The following is a 15,890-nucleotide window of genomic DNA, read 5'->3' on the forward strand; positions in this document are numbered from 1 at the left end:
CACTGTGCACCGATACGACCTGATTAGCTGTCATGACTGCGGCGTGTTGTACCGCAAACGTCCGCTGCGTCCACGCGAAAAGGCGCGCTGCATCCGTTGCCGCTCGGTGTTGTATCGGGGCGCCCACGCGCGGGGCGCATCGGCCGAATTGAGCAAGGTGGTGGCGCTCACCCTGGGCGCCGCCTTCGTCTTCCTGATCGCCCAGTTTTTCCCCATCGTCGAACTCGACGTCAATGGCCTGACTTCCAGCGCCACCTTGCTCGGTTCCATCCGCGTGCTGTGGTCCGAGCAGATGCACATCGTGGCGACGATGGTCTTCCTGTTTACCATACTCTTTCCCGCCATCGAACTCGGTTCGCTGCTGTATGTGGCGCTGGGCTTGCGCTGTGGCGTCAAGGTGCCCGGTTTTAACCGCGTGCTGCGCGCCGTGCAGATGGCGCGCGAATGGGGCATGACGGAGGTGCTGATGATCGGCATCCTGATCACCGTCGTCAAGATGACCAGCCTGGCCACAGTGCTGCCGCAACCGGGCTTGTTCGCGTTTGGCGCGCTGACCCTGATGCTGGCCATCGTCGTCTCGTTCGACCCCAAGGCCCTGTGGAACCTGGGCGACGACCTGACCCGCCAGGCGCTGCCCGGCCTGCGTTACAAGGCCTTCGCTCCGGGCGAGAAGGTGGTTCCCTGCCATGCCTGCGGCCTGGTGGCGCCGCCCCTGGGCAAGGGCAGGCACCTGGTCTGCGTGCGCTGCGGCACGGCGCTGCACGTGCGCAAACCGGACAGCATCAACCGCACCTGGGCCTTGCTGATCGCCGCCATGATCCTCTACATTCCCGCCAACCTGCTGCCCGTGATGGTGACGCAATCGCTGTTCGGCGCGCAGGACGACACCATCATGAGCGGCGTCGTGCTGTTCTGGACCAGCGGCTCGAAGGGCCTGGCCATCATCATTTTCATTGCCAGCGTGGTCGTGCCCATGCTCAAGCTGGGCGTGCTGGCGCTGCTGGCGTTCACGGCGCAGCGGCGTTCGCGCTGGCGGCCGCGCCAGCGCACCATTTTGTACCGCATGGTTGAATTCATCGGCCGCTGGTCCATGCTCGACATCTTTGTCGTCACTCTGACGGTGGCGCTGGTGCGCTTCAAGTCGCTGGCCGTGATCACGGCCGGACCCGGCGCGCTGGCCTTTGGCGCCGTGGTAGTGCTGACCATGCTGGCGGCGATGCAGTTCGACCCGCGCCTGATCTGGGACCCCGTCGACGACAAGGCGGCCGAGGATGAAAAACGCAGCAGTGCAGAAAATACCGGAAACAATACAGTGATTGGAGAACAGCATGGCTGACAAAGAAACGGGCGACCTTGCCGAAACCGGCGCACGGCCTCTGCCCGAACCCGACGTGGACCCGGCCAGCCGCTGGCTGCCGTCGCTGGTGTGGCTCATTCCGCTGCTGGCCGCGCTGATCGGCGCCGGCCTGGCCGCCAAGTCCATCCTCGACCAGGGACCCACGGTGACGGTCAGCTTCAAGAGTGCCGAAGGCCTGGAGCCGGGCAAGACCAAGGTCAAATACAAGGATGTCGATATCGGCCAGGTACGCGCCATCACCCTGGGCGATGACTTGAGCAAGGTGCTCGTGACGATCGACATGAGCAAGGAAGCGCGCCGCTTCGCCACCGCCGATTCGCGCTTCTGGGTGGTGCGCCCGCAGATCGGCGCCAGCGGCGTGACGGGCCTGGGCACCTTGCTGTCGGGTGCCTACATCGGCGTCGACACGGGCAAGTCGGAAGCCAAAAAAGAGAACTTCATCGGCATGGAGAGCCCGCCCGCCGTGGCGGGAGACCAGAAGGGCAAGCTGTACACGCTGCATGCGGACAGCCTCGGCTCCGTCGACGTCGGCTCGCCCCTGTTCTTCCACCGCCTGCGCGTGGGCAAGGTGGTCAGCTTCGCGCTGGACAAGGATGGCAACGGCATCACCATGTCGGTCTTCGTGAACGCACCGTATGACCAGTTTGTCGGCAAGGATGCACGCTGGTGGCATGCCAGCGGCGTCGACGTGCGCCTCGATTCGAACGGTTTCAAATTGAATACGCAATCGCTAGCCGCCATGCTGGTGGGCGGCATCGCCTTCGAGGCGGAACATGGCCGCAAACCCGTGGAACCGGCGCCGGCCGGCACCAACTATCGCCTGGCGGCCGACGAGGCCAGCGCCATGCGCGAGCCCGATGGCGAGGCGATTACCACCGTGTTCTATTTCGACCAGTCCCTGCGCGGCTTGCAGCCTGGCGCCACGGTGGACTTCCGCGGTATCGTGCTGGGCGAGGTGCGCTCGGTGGGCATCGAATTCGACCCCGTGAAGAAGAACTTCCGCATGCCCGTCACCGTCAACCTGTACCCGGCCCGCCTGGGCATGCGCTTCAAGGCCGCCGTCGACGATGAGGAAGGCTCGGCCGGCCACCAGCTGCTCGAACGCATGGTCAGCCGTGGCTTGCGCGCCCAGCTACGCACGGGCAACCTGCTGACCAGCCAGTTGTACATCGCGCTCGACTTCTTCCCGAAAGCGCCGAAGGTGGCGCTCGATCCGAACAGGTATCCGCTGGAAGTGCCGACCGTGCCCAATACCCTTGATGAATTGCAGACGCAGATCGCCAGCATCGCCCGCAAGCTCGATCAGGTGCCGTACGCGGAGATCGGCAACAACCTGAACGCCACCATCAAGCAGGCCAATACCCTGTTCAAGCAGCTCGATGGCCAGGTGGTGCCGGAAATGCGCGATACCCTGACGGCGGCGAAACAGACCTTCGGCACGGCCGAACAGGTGCTGCAAAAGGATTCGCCGCTGCAGTCGGACGTGCGCCAGGCCTTGCAGCAGCTGACGCAAACCCTGCAATCGCTCAATGCCCTGTCGGATTATCTGGAGCGTCATCCCGAGTCCCTGATCCGCGGTAAAAAAGGAGATGAAAAAAAATGATGAAACCGATTTTTTCCGCGCTGCTGGCGGCCAGCCTGCTGGGCGCCTGCTCCACGCCCCAGCCCGAGCATTTCTATACGCTCAGCGGCGGCGCCGACGCGCAGCCGGCCAAGCCCGTCAAATACTATGTCGAGGTGCTGGCCGTCAGCGTGCCGCAGCAGGTGAGCCGCAACCAGTTTGTCGTGACGGCGCCTTCGGGACGCATCGAATTGCTGGAGCAGCAGCGCTGGGCAGGGCCGCTAGCCGGCGAGATCGGCCAGGCCCTGTCGACGGCCGTGACGAACGACCTGGGCGCCATCGATGTGTTCCGCACGCCATATCCGGACAAGCTGCCCGTGTACCGCATCAGCACCAATGTGCAGCGTTTCGAGTCGGTGATGGGACAGTATGCGCTGATCGACGCAGTCTGGAGTGTGCGCCAGCTGGCCAGCAACAAGGTGGTCACTTGCCGCACGGTCGCCAATGAAAAGGTGGGGGGCGGCTACGATGAACTGGTGCTCGGTCACCGCCGCGCCGTGAACCGCATCGCCGCCGATACAGCAAGTGTCGTGCGCGCTTTTGACAACGGCAACGCCGCCTGCCCGGCCGGCTGAGCCGCTTTCCGCTACCCAGTCCCGGCGGCCGCTGGTAAAATGCGGCCATGGGAATGACCTTGTTCACGCGCCGCTTCGCCGCCTGGATCGCCTGTTTCGCGATCCTGCTGGCGGCGCTCGCGCCATCGATTTCCCAGGCCGTCGCCAACGCCAAGCAGGAGTCCGGCTCCGGCTGGGCGGAAATCTGTTCCGTGGCCGGTATCCGTTTTGTCCAGCTTGTCCAGTCCGATGACGGCGCTGCCGATGAGAAATCCGGCGGCAAGGCCATGCAGATGGAGCATTGCGCCTTCTGTTCCACGCATGCGGGCTCCGTCGGCCTGCCGCCGACCAGCCCCGTGCTGCCGCTGCTTGTGGCCAGCGGCACGGCCATTTTCCCGTCCCTGTACTACCAGTCACCTGCACCACTGTTCATCTGGTCCACGGCGCAATCGCGCGCGCCGCCCCCTCTCGTCTAAGTTTTTGCATTTTCAATGCTGGCGTTGTCCACCTTGCGGTGTGACGCGCCGCATCCGCACACTTATACGAGAATCACATGAACAAGAAATTATTGGTGCTGGCCGCGGCCATCACCGTGGCTTACCCGTGCGCCCAGGCGCAGCAACCTGACCAAGCCGACCACGCCATCGACACCGTCGTCGTTTCCGGCTCGCGCGCGCAATCGTGGCTGTCCGAGACGCCGCAATCGATCGGCGTCGTCAATGCCAAAACCCTGGAACGCGACAAGCCCAGGACCATGGGCGATATCCTCAACCGCATCGCCGGCGTGTACTGGAACGACCTGGGCAACGAGCAGCACAGCATGAGCATCCGCCAGCCCATCGGCACGAATGCTGTCTACCAGTACCTGGAAGACGGCATTCCCATCCGCCCGCTGGGCGTCTTCAACCATAACTCGCTCAACGAGATGAACATGGCGGGCGCCGGCGGCGTGGAAGTGGTGAAGGGCGCCGCTTCCTCGCTGTATGGCAGCAATGCCGTCGGCGGCGCTGTCAATTTCCTCACGGCCGGCGCCAGCGCGACACCGACGGCAAGTGTGGGCGTGCGGCGCGATAACGTGGGCGGATTCACCCGCTACGACACGGCCGCCAGCGATACCTGGGGCCCGCTGGGACTGCGCTTTTCCCATTACAGCTCGCGCCGTTCTCGCGATAACTGGCAAGAGTACAGCTATGGCGACAAGGATTCGTTCTCGCTGCGCGCCGACTATGCGCTCAGTCCCACGTCCCAGCTGCGCGCCACCATCGTCCACACGGATCTCGATGCGGCCATGACGGGCAGCCTGTTCGAGAACGATTACCGCAATAATCCCGGCAAGAGCCTGAACACGTTTAGCTACCGCAAGGACAAGACCACGCGCATGAATCTGGCGTGGGAGGGTGCGACGACGGCCAATGGCACGAGCACCGTCACCCTGTTTACGCGCAAGAACGACCATGGGCAGCTTCCCGCGTACTCCATCGGCAGCTGTGCGGGGCTGTTGTGCAAGGGCGTCATCAACAACAACCACGTCGATTCGCTGGGGCTGGACGTGAAGCACCAGCAGGAATTCGCCTGGCTGCGTACACGCCTGATCGCCGGCGTGTATATCGACAAGAGCGACAATCCGTTTGTCAGCGATAACCTGTCCATCGTGCGCGATGCGGCCACGGGCCGCTACCTGCGCTACTCGCTGGCCAATGCGTCCACTCCGCAGGGCATGCGCGACTACCAGACGGATATCCTCAACACGGCCGTCTTCGCGCAATGGGAATTTACGCCGCTGGCCGGCACGCGCGTGGTGCTGGGCGGCCGCTCGGACGCCATCCGCTACGACTACCATAACAAGCTGGCGCCAGGCGGCAGCGTCAATTACGGCGCGCCCGACGAGTCGCGCAGCTTTTCGCATGTGAGTCCGAAGCTGGGCGCCACCTACGCCATCGGCCATGCGGGCAGCGCGTATGCGAACGTCAGCCAGGGTTTCACGCCGCCCGAAGTGAGCCAGCTGTATGGCAAGACGGGCATCGCCGACTTGCAGCCGTCCGTCTACAACAACTATGAACTGGGCTTGCGCTGGGCTTTTTTGCAGGGCCGCTTGAAACTCGATACGGCCCTGTACCGGCTCGACGGGCGCGACACCATCGTCAGCTATACCGTGTCACCGGGCAATAGCGAAAACCGCAATGCGGGGCGCACGCGCAGCGAAGGGCTGGAGCTGGGCCTGAACTACGACAGCGGCCCGTTCGACGCGCGCTTCGCCACGGCCATCGCGCGCCACCGCTACCTGCGCTACCAGGTGTCCTCCACCCTCGATTACAGCGGCCGCAGCATGCCGCAGGCGCCGCGCGACATCACGTCGATCGAGATCGGCTACAAGCCCGTCGCTGGCGCGCGTATCGCGCTCGAAGCCGTGCACCAGGGGCGCTACTGGATGAACAATGCCAACACGGTGGAATACAAGGGCCATGCGCTGCTGAATGCGCGCGCCAGCTATCAGCTCGCGCGCGGACTGGAAGCGTGGGCGCAGGTGCGCAACCTCGCCGACAAGCGCTATGCCGATTCGGCCAGCAGCAGTTACTCGGGCACGGGCAGTTACGCGGCCAATACGCAGAACCAGTACACGCCCGGCGCGCCGCGCAGCGTGATGCTGGGCCTGTCCTATGCCTATAACGGACTGTGAGGATGGCTATGGACGACGCAACTTTTCTCATCGCACGGCGCAAAAGCCTGTACTGGCGCATCCACTTCTGGGCCGCGCTGATCGCCTCGCCATTCGCGCTGGTGGCCACCCTGACGGGCATGTTGTATGTGTTCACGCCGCAGATCGAGACAAGGCTGTACCAGCACCTCGACCATGTGGCGCCGCAAGTGTCCATGCTGCCGCTGGACGCCGCCGTGGCGGCAGCGGAGCGGGCGGCCCCGCGTGGCTGGACGGTGCAGAACGTGGTGCCGCCGTTTCAACAGGACGATGCGGTGCAGGTGGCGTTCGCGCCACCCGGCGGCGCTCAGGATGAACATGCGGGTCATGGGATGCCGGTGAAAGCCAGGCCCGCATTCGGCCTGCCCGCGCAAGCCATCGTCGTCTACGTGAACCCTTACGATGCGCGCGTGCTGGGCAGCCTGGCCAGCAGCGAGCGCTTCGGCAACTGGGCGAAAAAGCTGCATTCGCGCCTGCTGCAAAATGATGGCTGGCGCTGGATGATCGAGCTGGCCGCCAGCTGGCTGATGGTAATGCTGGTGACGGGCGTGGTGCTGTGGTGGCCGCGCGGCGCGCAATCGGGCTTGCCGAAGCGGGGCGCGCGCGGTCGCAATGGCTGGCGCCAGTGGCATGCTTTTCTCGGCGTGGCGCTTGGGCTGGTGAGCCTTGTGATCCTGACGACAGGGCTGACGTGGAGCCAGCAGGCGGGCGGACGCATCCGTGCGCTGCGCGACGTCAGCGGCCAGGCGCCGCCGTCCGTGCCGCGCGGCTTGCACTCAACCGAGGAGGGCGCCCCGCTCGATTGGCAGGATGCGTGGCAGGTGGCGCGCAGCCATGCGCCCGCCATCGCCGTGCAGCTGACGGCGCCGGCCAGCCAGGACGATGTGTGGCGCGCCACGATGGCCGACCGCAGCCAGCCCACCTTGCGCTTCGACCTGCAGTTCGACGCCTACAGCGGCAAGCCCCTGTATTACGCGGGCTGGGAAGCGCAGACGGCGTTCGGCAAGGCCACGGCCATCGGCATCCCGTTTCATCGCGGCGAATTCGGCTGGTGGAACCAGGCCTTGTTGCTGGTCTTTGGCGCCAGCGTGCTGTTCTCGCTGGTGTCGGGCTGGGTGATGTTTTTCAAGCGGCGTTTGCCAGGCTCGCTGGGCTTGCCCCGGCTGCTGCCGGGCGCCTGGAGTTCGCCGTCCGCGCTGGCCTGGCTGGCGGCGGTGCTCATGTGCGCGCTGATGCCGCTGCTGCTCGTTTCCGGCGCCATGCTGGTGCTGCTGGAGCTGATCCTTGCACGGGCTAGCCGCCGACGATGGGCTGCGCGATGATCCAGAGACTGAGCAAAGTGTAGGCAATCATCAGGGCCAGCATCGGATACTGGCTGCGCAGGGCCGCGCGGCGGCTGGCGTACAGGCGCAGCGCGCAGACGTGGGCCAGCCAGACGGCCGCCACATGGCCGGCGACGATGGCGAAGAGCGACACGTACCACACCACCTTGGCGTCGACGATGCCAAGGCGGATGAAGTACAGCTTGGTGCCGAACAGGTCCCAGCCCAGGCCCAGCGGGTCCGACGCCAGCGGAATCAGATACTGGCCCGCCATCGCCAAGAACGACAGGTAATGAGCGAAATGGTAGGCGATGGCGATCGGCACCAGGGTCAGCACGAAGTGGCCGGCCACGCGCGGCAGGGGCAGGGCCGGCTGGCCATCGCTGGCGCCGCAACGGGCGATCAGCGCGCAAAACAGCAGGAACACCAGCAGGAACAGGGCCGGCATCAGCAGCAGGGCGGCCGTGGTGATCCAGGCCAGCGCGCCCGGCGCCACGGCGAGGACGGCGTCGACGATGTCGTACCACGTTTGCGTTTCCAGCATGCCGTCGAAACTGACGGAGGCCAGCATCAGGATCACCAGCACCAGGCAGGCGGGCCGTACGGGTTCCACCGTCAGCAAGCCCGCCGCATACGGGCGCACGTAGCAGGCGCCGTTGCGCATGGTGATGGGCGCAAAGCGCGCCAGCAGGCCGAAGACGACGCTGAACACTTCCGCATGGCGCAGCCAGGCGGCGCGGCCGAACAGCGCCATGCCCGCCCATGTGCAGGCCGAATACAGCAGCATGCTCCAGGCCAGGCTGGCCGGCTGTTCGCTGCCTTCCCAGTTCAGCTCCATCCAGATAAAGCCGAAAAACAGGATGGCGGCCGGCCATCTGTCGAGCCAGCGCGGCCAGCTGAGCGGCGCGCGCCAGCGGGGAAACAGCTGCTGCCCCGCGCGCGCCACGCTGTCGAGCGGATTGACCAGCGCCCACAGGTCACCAAGCAGCGCCGACACGTAAGCCATGCCCACCCACCAGATGGCCCACACCATGGCGGGCGCGATATTTTTCACGGGATTTTGCACGCCCACCAGGCCTGCCACGATGACCAGGAAATACAGGGCCAGTACCAGCAGGCGCAGCGCGAAGGCGATGACGTCCGCGCCGGGAATGCGCCGCACGAGCAGGTGCGCATAGTCGCCCTGGTAGGTCGCTGTGTCACCACGACGCCACAGGGCCAGGAAGGCAAACGACAGCGCCACTGTCAACGCCGCGCCGGTGAGATAAAGCCATAGCGGCAAGGGCAGGTCGTAGCGCTGGCCAAAGCCGTGCGCATGGGCGATGCCTGGCGCGGCCAGCAGGCCGGCAGCGGCAGCGGCAGCGCGCGCCATCATCGCGGCAGCACTTCCAGGTACATCAGGGGCGCCTCGCGGTGGTGCTTGTGCTGCTTGCCCTTGTCCTCCGTTTGCGCGCCATAGCCGTGCGCGGACACGGGGAAGCGTCCCGGCACCGCAGCGTCGATACGCATGGCTTTTGTCTCGCCCGGCTTGACCGTCAGCAGCTGGTCGTAGCCATGCAAGTGGATATTGACTATTTCGTCGGTAGTCCAATCGAGCGTGATTGTATCGTGTTGTTTGACCCTTATCGTCGGCGGCTTGGCGGCGATTTTGCGTTGCGCGATGTCCAGCGCCACGCGCTGTTGCGGCAACTGCCGGCTGGCCGCCAGACCGCTCTGCGACTTGCTTTGCGCCGATATGCACAGCAGGAAAATGGCCAGGCCCAGGCCGGCAAGGGAAGGGCGGAGTGAATATTTTTTCATGCTTAAATTCTAGGAAAGATTTCCAGCATTGGCCATCTGAAAAAAAACGCCAGTTTGAAAAAGTGCGGCCGTAGAATGATCGGCGCGGATCCGACCACACTTGGGAAAGGCAGGGGACATGATGACAAATAAAAAAGCGATGTTGGCATTGGCCGTGACATGCATGGCGGCGTTGCCTGCGACGGCTGAAATCCTCGCCATGGTCAATTACGAGAGCAAGGCGCCCGAGTCATTGAAGTCGCTGAAAAGCCCCGTCGCGCCGCCGTCGCGCAAGGAGGGCATCGCCATCATCGATGTCGATCCGGAGTCGAAAAACTTCGGCAAGATCATGCGCGACATTGCCTTGCCGCCGGACCTGGTGGCGCACCATATTTTTTATAACCACGACATGAGCAAGGCCTACATCACGGCGCTGGGCAAGACGCAGCTGCGCGTGATGGACATGCGCCACAAGGACTTGCCGATCAAGGTGATCGAGGTGCCGACCTGCCAGGTGGGCGAGGACATCGTCTTTTCGGATGACCGCAAGCGCTGGTATTTGAGCTGCATGGGCTCGCAGGCGATGCTGGAAGGCGACGCCGTGCACGACAAGCCGGGGCGCACCGTCAAGCTGCCCGCGCCATATCCGCATGGCCTGGCCGTCCACGACGGCATCGACCGTACCCTGCTGACGAGCACCATCCGCCCCACGGACCTGGGCGATGCGGGGGAAGTGATCAGCGTGGTGGAAACGAGCACGGGCAAGGTGCTGGGTACGCACAAGCTGTCGAAAAAGCCGTCGCCGTCGGGCGAAGCGCCGGTGGAAGTGCTGTTCGTCCCGGGCAGCAATCCACCCGTCGCGTATGTCGCCAATATGTACGGCGGCACCGTGTGGACGGCCACGTGGAATCCGACGACAAAGGATTTCGACACGGCCCAGGTGCATGACTTTGCCGAGCAAAAGGCGGGCGTGCCGCTGGAATTGTATTTCAACAAGGGCGCCACGCGCCTGTACCTGACGACGGCCAAGCCGGGCCACCTGCATATCTTCGACCTGACGGGCGGCATCGGCAAGCCACGGCTGGTGAAATCGATTCCCGCAGCCGAAGGCGCGCACCACGTGGCGTTCACCAGGGATGGCCGTTATGCCTTCGTGCAGAACGCGCTGCTCAATTTGCCGGGCATGAGCGATGGCAGCATCACCGTCATCGACATGAAAAAAGAGGCGGTGGCGGGCAGTGTCGATACCCTGAAAAACAAGGGCCTCAATCCGAACAGCATCGTGCTGCTGCCGAAGTGGAATGACTTCATGGGACATTGAAAGACGCATTCCGCTAGAATGGAAAGGCGCGGCCAGGCTCGTTGCCACAGGCCGCACCTTTGCAATGGCTGAACATGATATTCATCGACTTCCCCGCCTTGTCCGCGCTGGCCGCCGCTTCGGCCACGATCACCAAAAAATGCAGCTGCTGCGCCGTTCCGCTCGACGCCTGGCAGCGCCTGCCCACTTCGCTGGAGTTGGACCGCTTCGAGGAAATCGGCACCCTGCGCGAAGACCCGTACGAGGAACCGACGTTCGCCGAGTACCACCCGCAGGGCACGCGCTACGACAGCGTCGATGCGCCCATCGCGCCGCGCTTTTATCCCGCGAACCTGAGCCAGGTGGCCCGCTGCCTGGACTGCGGCCGCCACTACCTGCGCTACAACGAGGCGGGCGGCTATTTCACGGAACTGCGCATCCGCGCGCTGCGCCCGGAATTGCTGGCCGACGCCGCGTAGTTACTGCTACAGGCTTTCCTTGACGTGCGCGATGCCGTGTTCATCGTAGATCGAGTACACGGCGGCGAGGATGTTTTCCAGCTCGGGCGAGCGGTCCCTATGCCGCATGCTGAATAAGATGGGCGAGAACGCGTGCTTGTCGTCGAGCTTGCGGTACACGACGTTCCGGTGATGCATGGCTTGCACGCTTTCGGGCACGATGGAAATGCCCTGGCCTGCTGCCACCAGTCCCATGGAAATCTGCAGCTCGCGCACTTCCGTGACGGGGCCGGGCGTGACGTTGCCTTCGCTGAACATGGCCAGCACCTGGTCGGCAAAGCTGGGGCGGGGCGCTTTCGGATACACGAGCAGGGTTTCGTGGGTCAGGTCCGTCAGGCGCAAGCCGCCTTCGCCCTTGGCCAGCCGGTGGCCGGGCGGCAGGGCCACCACCAGCCGCTCCTCGCGCAGCAGGATGCGGCGGATGCTGGGGTCTTCGCTTTTCAATCGCCCGAAGCCCACGTCGATGCGGCCTTCCTTCAGGGCCTTCAACTGCTGCACCGTCGTCATTTCATGCAAGGTCACGTCGACCTCGGGATGGCGCTCGCAAAAGCGGTGCACGATATCGGGCAATTCGCCATACAGGGTCGATGCGACAAAGCCGATCGACAGCGTGCGTTCCAGCTTGCCCACGCGCTGCGTCATCGCCTGCAGGTCGCGCACCTGGTCGAGCAGGGGCCGCGCATGGGCGAGGAAAAACTCGCCCGCTTCCGTCAGCCGCAAGGGGCGCGACCCTTTTTCGATCAGCGCCACGCCCAGGGTTTCTTCCAGCTGCTGCATCTGGCGGCTCAGCGGCGGCTGCGCGATGTGCAGGCGCGCGGCGGCCCGCGTGAAGTTCCTTTCTTCTGCGACCGCTACGAAGTAGCGCAAGTGCCGTAATTCCATCTTCATACCTTTCAGGTATAGGTTTGATACCAACTCGGTGTTGGACGTGGGGAGATTCGGGGAATATCGTGTCACCACTCCACAGAATTATACGGAATAAATATGATTCAAAATATCGAGACCTACCTGGTCGATGTGCCTACCATCCGCCCGCACCGCATGTCGGTCGCCACCATGAATACGCAAACCCTGGTGCTGGTGCGGCTGCGCTGCGCCGACGGCATCACGGGCTGGGGCGAAGCGACCACCATCGGCGGCCTGGGCTACGGTGGCGAAAGCCCGGAAAGCATCAAGACGAATATCGATACCTATATCGCGCCGCTGCTGGTCGGCATGGAAGCGAGCGCAGTGGCCAAGGCGATGGCCAGGGTGCGCAAGCTTATCCAGGGCAACCGCTTCGCCAAGTGCGCGATCGAAACGGCGCTGCTGGACGCGCAGGCGCGCCGCCTGGGCGTGCCGCTGTCGGAACTGCTGGGCGGCCGTGTGCGCGATGCGCTGCCCGTGGCCTGGGTGCTGGCCAGCGGCGACACGGCGCGCGATATCGCGGAAGGCGAAAAAATGCTGGAACTGCGCCGCCACCGCATCTTCAAGCTGAAGATCGGCCTGCGTGACGTGATGGATGACGTGGCCCACGTGCTGGAGATCAAACGGGCGCTGGGCGAACGGGCCAGCGTGCGCGTCGACGTCAACCAGGCTTGGAGCGAGATGGACGCCATGCGCGGCATCGCCGCGCTGGAAGCGGGCGGCGTCGACCTGATCGAGCAACCCGTCAAGGCCGGCAACCGCGCCGCGCTGGCGCGCCTGAAACAGCGATTCGACGTGGCCATCATGGCCGACGAAGCCTTGCATGGCCCCGCCGATGCGCTGGCCTTGGTGCAAGCCGATGCGGCCGACGTGTACGCCGTGAAAATCACCCAGTCGGGCGGCTTGCTGCCCGCGCTGGAAGTGGCCACCGTGGCGCGTCTGGCGGGCGTGGGCCTGTACGGCGGCACCATGCTCGAAGGCGGCGTCGGCACGGCCGCCACGGCCCACGTGTGTTCCACGTTTGCGGAACTGGCCTGGGGCACGGAGCTGTTCGGGCCTTTGCTGCTGACGCAGGAAGTCTTGCGCGAGCCGCTCGTCTACCGCGACTTCATGCTGCAAGTGCCGACGGGCCCGGGCCTGGGCGTCGAGATCGATATGGACAAGCTGCGCTCCATGCAGCGTCAATAAGGAGACACCATGTTATTCCATGTACGCATGAACGTGAACCTGCCGCTGAGCATGCCCGCCGAGCAGGCGGCGCAGCTCAAGCAGACGGAAAAGGAGCTGGCGCAGCGCCTGCAGCACGAGGGCAAGTGGCGCCACCTGTGGCGTATCGCCGGACAGTACGCCAACGTCAGCGTCTTCGACGTGGATAGCGTGGACGAGCTGCATAATTTGCTCACCTCGCTGCCGCTGTTTCCCCATATGCAGATCGACGTGATGCCGCTGTGCCGCCATCCCTCGTCGGTGCGCGACGACGATTCCTGAGGAGACATGCCATGACGCAGATAGGCAACGACACTGTCGGGCAGACGTGCAAGGTGGACGGTATCGGCCTGCATTACCGCACGGATGGCGAGCGCGGCAAGCCTTGCCTGGTCCTGTCGAATTCCCTCGGCACGGATTTGTCCATGTGGGATGCGCAGGCGGCCGCGCTGGCCGGCGATTTTTTTGTCGTGCGCTACGACACGCGCGGCCATGGCCGGTCGGCCAGCGGCGGCGCGCCGTTCGGCATCGAGCGGCTGGGGCTGGACGTGGTGGCGCTGCTCGACCACCTCGATGTGGAGCGCGCCGCCTTCTGCGGCATTTCCATGGGCGGCTTGACGGGCCAGTGGCTGGGCATACACCAGCCGCGGCGTTTGACGCACCTCGTGCTGGCGAATACGGCGGCGCGCATCGGCGGCGCCGCGCCGTGGCAGCTGCGGTCGGAGCAAGTGCGCCGCGACGGCATGGCCGCAGTGGCCGAGAGCGCCGCCACGCGCTGGTTCACGCCGCAGTTCATCGAACGCGAAGCGGAGACGGTGGCGCGCCTGGCCGGCATTTTGCGGGGCCAGGATGCCGGCGGTTATGCGGCCTGTTGCGACGTGCTGGCCCAGACGGACTTGCACGATGCCGTAGGCACGATCGCCGTGCCGACATTGATCATCGCGGGCGAGCACGATCCCGTGACCACCATCGACGACGGGCGCTGGCTGCAGCAGCAGATCGCGGGTTCCCGCCTGGCCAGCCTGCCCGCCTCGCATATCTCGAACATCGAGGCGGCAGATTTGTTTACAGCGCAGTTGCGGAATTTTTTATTGTGAGGCTTGCTGTACCGTATCGGTACGGCGGGAACGCGGCTTTCTCCTGAGCACCGCCGCCGGCTGGTCCGGCACGCGGCAGGGGAAGCTTTCTTGAAAAATAATAATAAGAAAAGCAGACTTGGAGTAGACGGATGGAAAACAGATTGATCATCATCGCCGCGGTCACGGTGGGCTATTTCGCCCTCATGTCGTACATTACCTATAGCGTGCGCAAGCATGCCAACAGCGCCGAGGGCATGACGGCGGGCGGGCGCAATTATCCCGCCTTCCTGATCGGGGCTCTCTTATTGTCGGAATTCATCGGCAGTTCCGTCAGCATCGGTACGGCCCAGAAGGGCTATGAACTGGGCATTTCCGCCGCCTGGAATCTGGTGGCGCTGTCGCTGGGCTTTTTCCTGCTGGCCATCGTGCTGGTCAAAAAATACAAGGAAAGCGGGCAATCGACGATTTCCGGAATCCTCGCGCAAACGTATGGCGAGCCCGTGCGTTATGCGGCGTCCATCCTCACCATCGTTGCGCTGAGCATCGTTGCCGTGGCCTTGTACGCGAGCGGCGGCGCCGTGCTGGCGGCCGTGCTGCACATCAACAAAACGGTGGCCATTTTGCTGGTCGGCGCCATCACCGTGATCTATGTCAGCCTGGGCGGCATGCGCTCGGTCGTGTACACCAACTTTGCCCATTCCATCGTCAAATATCTGGGCGTGATCCTGGCGCTCGCGTATGCGCTGGAAGCAACGGGCGGCATCGGCGAGTTGCAGGCGCAGCTGCCGGCCAAGATGTTCAACTGGGTCGAGATTGGCTGGGGCCAGATCATCGCCTGGATGATCGGCGGCATCGGTTCCATCTTTGCCACGCAATACGTGATCCAGGCCCTGGTCAGCACGGACAATCCGGCCGTGGCCAAGCGCGCCTGCTATTACGTGTCGTCGCTGATGATCCCGTTCGGCCTGATGGCGGCCCTGATCGGCATGTGCAGCGCCGTGCTGTATCCGGGCATGAAGTCGATCGACGCCTTCCCCACCATGATCGCCCACATGCCGGCGTTTTCCGCCAGCATCATGATCGTCGGCCTGGCCGGCGCCCTGTTCGGCGGCATTTCCGCCACCACCCTGGCATCGGCCACCCTGGCCATGAAGGATTTTTATGATCCCTGGTACAACAAAGCGAAGAACGACGCGAAATCGCTGATGTTCCTGCGCATCGCCATCGTCGTGGCGGGATTGCTGCCGCTGGTGCTGGCGCTGTATGCGGAAAAACTGCTGATGATCGCCTTCCTCGGCAAGGCCCTGCGCGCCACCCTCGCCGTGCTGGTGCTGATGGCCTTCTATGCGCCTAAATTCGGCACGCCGCGCGGCGCCTTTGTCGGCGTGATCGTCTCCGTGATCGCCACCATCGGCTGGTTCCTGGCGGGCAATCCGTATGGCGTGGACAGTTCCTACCTGGCGCTGGCCGGCCCGCTGCTGACCATGGGCATCAGCCATTTGTTCAAGCCGGCGCAAGCGTTGGCGAAGCCTGCATCGTCGTCGCAGCGCTAG

General features: G+C 64.3%; 15 protein-coding genes. 12 read left to right on the forward strand and 3 right to left on the reverse strand.

The genetic code is table 11. From position 1 onward, the window contains the following. Positions 1-43 precede the first annotated feature (43 nt). From ASN89_RS09900 to ASN89_RS09925, 6 genes are all read left to right on the forward strand, one after another. On the forward strand, positions 44-1,336 hold the full coding sequence (locus ASN89_RS09900; protein WP_414842511.1) for a paraquat-inducible protein A: 1,293 nt from the start codon (positions 44-46) through the stop codon (positions 1,334-1,336). Continuing rightward, positions 1,329-2,960: an intermembrane transport protein PqiB gene (locus ASN89_RS09905; RefSeq protein ID WP_046685457.1), complete on the forward strand. Its 1,632-nt coding sequence runs from the start codon at positions 1,329-1,331 to the stop codon at positions 2,958-2,960. The genes ASN89_RS09900 and ASN89_RS09905 overlap by 8 nt, the downstream gene beginning before the upstream one ends. After that, complete coding sequence (locus ASN89_RS09910; RefSeq protein ID WP_058049157.1) at positions 2,957-3,553, forward strand: membrane integrity-associated transporter subunit PqiC; 597 nt, start codon at positions 2,957-2,959, stop codon at positions 3,551-3,553. Before ASN89_RS09905 ends, ASN89_RS09910 begins: the two co-directional genes overlap by 4 nt. A 47-nt stretch (positions 3,554-3,600) precedes the next feature. Beyond that, positions 3,601-4,008 carry a DUF2946 domain-containing protein gene (locus ASN89_RS09915; RefSeq protein ID WP_235501924.1) on the forward strand — a complete coding sequence of 136 codons (408 nt, stop codon included), beginning with the start codon at positions 3,601-3,603 and terminating at the stop codon, positions 4,006-4,008. A 77-nt stretch (positions 4,009-4,085) separates the two neighbouring features. Further along, positions 4,086-6,209, forward strand: a complete 2,124-nt coding sequence (locus tag ASN89_RS09920; protein WP_235501925.1) for a TonB-dependent receptor family protein — start codon at positions 4,086-4,088, stop codon at positions 6,207-6,209. A gap of 8 nt (positions 6,210-6,217) precedes the next feature. After that, positions 6,218-7,549 carry a PepSY-associated TM helix domain-containing protein gene (locus ASN89_RS09925; protein ID WP_058049159.1) on the forward strand — a complete coding sequence of 444 codons (1,332 nt, stop codon included), beginning with the start codon at positions 6,218-6,220 and terminating at the stop codon, positions 7,547-7,549. Here ASN89_RS09925 and ASN89_RS09930 read toward each other — a convergent pair. Next, positions 7,521-8,924 (reverse strand): hypothetical protein, encoded by a 1,404-nt coding sequence (locus ASN89_RS09930; RefSeq protein WP_058049160.1) that lies wholly within the window; start codon positions 8,922-8,924, stop codon positions 7,521-7,523. The two genes, ASN89_RS09925 and ASN89_RS09930, sit on opposite strands and share 29 nt — an antisense overlap. Beyond that, complete coding sequence (locus ASN89_RS09935; protein ID WP_058049161.1) at positions 8,921-9,349, reverse strand: hypothetical protein; 429 nt, start codon at positions 9,347-9,349, stop codon at positions 8,921-8,923. The genes ASN89_RS09930 and ASN89_RS09935 overlap by 4 nt, the downstream gene beginning before the upstream one ends. 118 nt (positions 9,350-9,467) lie before the next feature. On the opposite strand from ASN89_RS09935, the gene ASN89_RS09940 reads away from it, so the two are divergent. Next, positions 9,468-10,649, forward strand: a complete 1,182-nt coding sequence (locus ASN89_RS09940; RefSeq protein ID WP_082654505.1) for a YncE family protein — start codon at positions 9,468-9,470, stop codon at positions 10,647-10,649. Between the two features lie 74 nt (positions 10,650-10,723). After that, positions 10,724-11,107 carry a hypothetical protein gene (locus ASN89_RS09945; protein ID WP_058049189.1) on the forward strand — a complete coding sequence of 128 codons (384 nt, stop codon included), beginning with the start codon at positions 10,724-10,726 and terminating at the stop codon, positions 11,105-11,107. 6 nt (positions 11,108-11,113) lie between these two features. Here the strand turns inward: ASN89_RS09945 and ASN89_RS09950 are convergent, their stop codons facing one another. Further along, positions 11,114-12,028, reverse strand: a complete 915-nt coding sequence (locus ASN89_RS09950; protein WP_034754711.1) for a LysR family transcriptional regulator — start codon at positions 12,026-12,028, stop codon at positions 11,114-11,116. Positions 12,029-12,130: 102 nt separating this feature from the next. On the opposite strand from ASN89_RS09950, the gene ASN89_RS09955 reads away from it, so the two are divergent. The 4 genes from ASN89_RS09955 (at position 12,131) to ASN89_RS09970 (ending at position 15,890) form a co-directional block, all read left to right on the forward strand. Beyond that, entirely contained in the window at positions 12,131-13,240 is a 1,110-nt protein-coding gene (locus ASN89_RS09955; RefSeq protein WP_058049162.1) for a muconate/chloromuconate family cycloisomerase, read from the forward strand. 9 nt (positions 13,241-13,249) lie between these two features. Further along, positions 13,250-13,540, forward strand: a complete 291-nt coding sequence (catC, locus tag ASN89_RS09960) for a muconolactone Delta-isomerase (protein ID WP_046685452.1) — start codon at positions 13,250-13,252, stop codon at positions 13,538-13,540. 11 nt (positions 13,541-13,551) lie between these two features. Further along, on the forward strand, positions 13,552-14,355 hold the full coding sequence (gene pcaD, locus ASN89_RS09965) for a 3-oxoadipate enol-lactonase (RefSeq protein WP_058049163.1): 804 nt from the start codon (positions 13,552-13,554) through the stop codon (positions 14,353-14,355). 131 nt (positions 14,356-14,486) lie between these two features. Further along, the gene (locus tag ASN89_RS09970; protein ID WP_058049164.1) at positions 14,487-15,890 is read left to right on the forward strand and encodes a sodium:solute symporter family protein; all 1,404 of its coding nucleotides are present in this window, start codon (positions 14,487-14,489) and stop codon (positions 15,888-15,890) included.

The organism is Janthinobacterium sp. Ant5-2-1, from assembly GCF_001445815.1.
Taxonomy (GTDB): Bacteria; Pseudomonadota; Gammaproteobacteria; order Burkholderiales; family Burkholderiaceae_D; genus Janthinobacterium; species Janthinobacterium lividum_E.